The organism is Sphingopyxis sp., assembly GCF_035250425.1.
GTDB lineage: Bacteria > Pseudomonadota > Alphaproteobacteria > Sphingomonadales > Sphingomonadaceae > Sphingopyxis.
Genome location: NZ_DATFFD010000075.1, coordinates 1 through 3,101, shown reverse-complemented (window position 1 = coordinate 3,101; position 3,101 = coordinate 1). Strand labels below are relative to the sequence as shown.

The 3,101-nt window shown below is 69.9% G+C and carries 2 protein-coding genes; both read left to right on the top strand.

The window, feature by feature from the left end:
- The first annotated feature begins 114 nt into the window (after window positions 1–114).
- Window positions 115–855: a DsbA family protein gene (locus tag VJ811_RS04765; protein ID WP_324071133.1), complete on the top strand. Its 741-nt coding sequence runs from the start codon at window positions 115–117 to the stop codon at window positions 853–855.
- Window positions 856–1,115: 260 nt separating this feature from the next.
- Window positions 1,116–3,101, top strand: a 1,986-nt coding sequence (locus tag VJ811_RS04760; RefSeq protein ID WP_324071132.1) for an AAA family ATPase, incomplete at its 3' end; no start/stop codon positions are given.

The following is a 3,101-nucleotide window of genomic DNA, read 5'->3' as shown; positions in this document are numbered from 1 at the left end:
TCAATGGCCGCAATGCCGGGGTCACCGCATGGCCCGCACTCAAATCGAAACTCGACCTCGCGATCAAGGCCGCTTAAAAGCGCCGCATTCCCGTTCTGTGGAGAAAGTAAGAATATGACCGCATCGCTTCGTATCGCCCTTTTGTCTTCGCTCGGCGCGCTCGCCCTCGCCGGTTGCGGCGACGGCGCGACCGACCCCTCCAAGGAACAGTCCGTGGTCGCCAAGGTCGCGCCGCCGGCCGGCAAGAGCTGGTCGCAGGTCGTGCGCGTCGACGGCGACGGCGTCGTGATGGGCAACCCCGATGCGCCGATCAAACTCGAGGAATATGGCGCCTTCACCTGCGGTCACTGTGCGCAGTTCGCCAAGGATTCGCACGAAGAGCTGAAGCGCGACTTCGTCGATACTGGCCGCGTCTCGTACAAGCTGACGCCGTTCATGCTCCACCCCGTCGACGCGATCGCCGGCGCGATCGTCAAATGCACCGGCCCCGATCGCTTCTTCCCGCTCGCCGACGCGACCTTCCTCGAGCATGAGGCGTTCATCGCCGGTCCGTCGAAGCCGGCGCCGGGGATCGAGGAAGCGATGAAGCTGCCCCCCGCGCAGCGCTTTACCGCGCTCGCCAAGGGCTGGGGCATCGACCAATTCTATCAGCAGCGCGGGGTTCCCGCCGCAACGATCCAGCAGTGTCTCGCCAAGGTCGAAAATGTCGAGGCGATCGAAAAGGGCACCAACGCCGGGGTCGAGAAATATCAGATCACCGGCACGCCGACCTTCATCATCAACGGCCAGGTTGTCGAAGGCGTCGCCGCGTGGGGTCTGCTCCGCGACCGCCTGCGCACGATGGGCGCACGCTGACGATCTTGATCCTCCCTGCGGCGTAGCCGTGGGGAGGGGGACCGCTCGCGTAGCGAGTGGTGGAGGGGCAGCAACGCCGCGTTGCCGGCCCCTCCGTCAGCCCTTCGGGCTGCCACCTCCCCATCGCTACGCGACAGGGAGGATTGTCTCACAGCCTGCCCTTGCGACTCATCGCTCCACGCGGCATGACGGCTTCATGGGGGATATGTGACGACAAGGTTGCAACATCCGCGATTCGATGAACTGCACGGGGCGCGCTCGTGCAGATAAAACGCCTGCGCCTCACCGGTTTCAAAAGCTTCGTCGAACCCACCGAACTGCGCATCGAGCCCGGCTTGACCGGCGTCGTCGGCCCCAATGGCTGCGGCAAGTCGAACCTGCTCGAGGCGATCCGCTGGGTGATGGGCGAATCCAGCCCCAAGTCGATGCGCGGCGGCGGGATGGAGGATGTCATCTTCGCCGGCACCTCGTCGCGCCCCGCACGCGATTTCGCCGAGGTCGCGCTTCATTGCGACACCGAAGGCGCATTGGTCGCCGGCCTGTCGGATGCCGCGGACGGCGACGATCTGGAAGTCATCCGCCGCATCGAGCGCGGCGCCGGCAGCGCCTATCGCGCCAATGGCCGCGACGTGCGCGCGAAAGACGTCGCGCTGATCTTCGCCGACGCCGCGACCGGCGCGCACAGCCCCGCGCTCGTCAGCCAGGGCAAGATCGCCAACGTCATCGCCGCCAAGCCGACCGACCGCCGCGCGATGCTGGAGGAAGCCGCGGGCATCGCGGGGCTCCACGTCCGCCGCAAGGATGCCGAGCAGAAATTGCGCGCGACCGAAACCAACCTCACGCGCCTTTCCGAAATCGTCGCCGACATGGAAGTGCGCGCGAACGCGCTACGCCGCCAGGCGCGCGCGGCGGAAAAATACAAGAAGCTCTCCGACGATATTCGCATCGCCGAAGGACGCCTGATCTATGCGCGCTGGCGCGACGCCGCCGCCGCCGCCGATCAGGCGCGCCGCGATGCCGACGCCGCCGAGGCGGCGGTCAAGACCGCGCAGGACGAGCTTGAAACCATCTCCAAGGCGCAAACCGAGGTCGCCACCCGCGTCGCCGCGGCGCGCGGCGATGCGCAGGCGCAGCGCGACGCGCTTGCCGAGGCGACCGCGAACCAGGTGCGCTTGCAGGGCGAGGAGCGCGCGGCGCTGCAGCGGCTCGAGGATCTGGCGGCGCAGCAACGGCGCATCGCCGATGACCGCGCACACGAAGGCGAACTCGCGCGCGAGGCGCATGGAGCGCTCACCGCGCTCGACGCCGAGACCAAAACGCTGGGACAGGAGATCGCCGGGCACGACGCGAGCAAAGCCACCCTCGCCGAAGCCAGTCTCGCGGCACAGGCGCGCCTCCGCGATGCCGAGGTGGCGCTGGCGCAGGCGCGCGCCAAGGCGGCGAGCGAAGCCGCCGACCGGCGCATCGCGATATCGGCGGTGGACAGCGCCCAAGCCGCGGTCCGCCGCGTCGCGGGAGACAAGGCGCGCGTCGACGCCGAGGTTGCCGCGCTCGGCGACAACGCCGCGCTCGCCGTAACGCTCACCGACAGCAAGACCGCCGCCGAAGCCGCCGAAGCCGCGATCGCCGCCGCCGAAACCGCGCTGCACGAAGCCGAGGCCGATCGCGAGGCGACCGCCGCGGACCTTGCGGGCATCGAGGCGGGCCTCGCCGAAGCACGCACCGCGCTCGCCGCGCTCGAAGGCGAGGCGTCGACGCTCGAACGCGCGCTCGCCGCGGCGCGCAGCGATGCCGACCGCATTCTCGACCAGCTCCGCGTCGCGCCGGGCTATGAAGCCGCGCTCGCCGCCGCGCTCGGCGACGACCTCGACGCCGGGACCGACAAGGATGCGGCGCGCAGCTGGGGCGGCGCCGATACGGCCAGGACCGACCCCGCGCTGCCCGCCGGCATCAAGGCGCTCGCCGAATATGTGAAGGCGCCCGCCGCGCTCGCGCGCCGTCTCGCGCAGGTCGCGGTCGCCGATACCGATGCCGGCCAGCCGCTCGCGGTCGGTCAGCGCCTCGTCACCGTCGACGGCGTGATGCGCCGCTGGGACGGCTTCGTCACGCGCGGCGACGGCGCGACCGCGACCGAGCGGCTGCAACGCCAGAACCGCCTCGACGAACTCGCCGCGCAGCGCCCGCAAGTCGAGCTCGGCGTGCAGGATCTGCGCGACCGGCGCGATGCCGTCGCCGCAAAGGCGTCG

Coding starts and splice junctions, on each gene's coding strand:
- VJ811_RS04765 (WP_324071133.1), top strand. CDS start 115: ATGACCGCATCGCTTCGTATCGCCCTTTTGTCTTCGCTCGGCGCGCTC.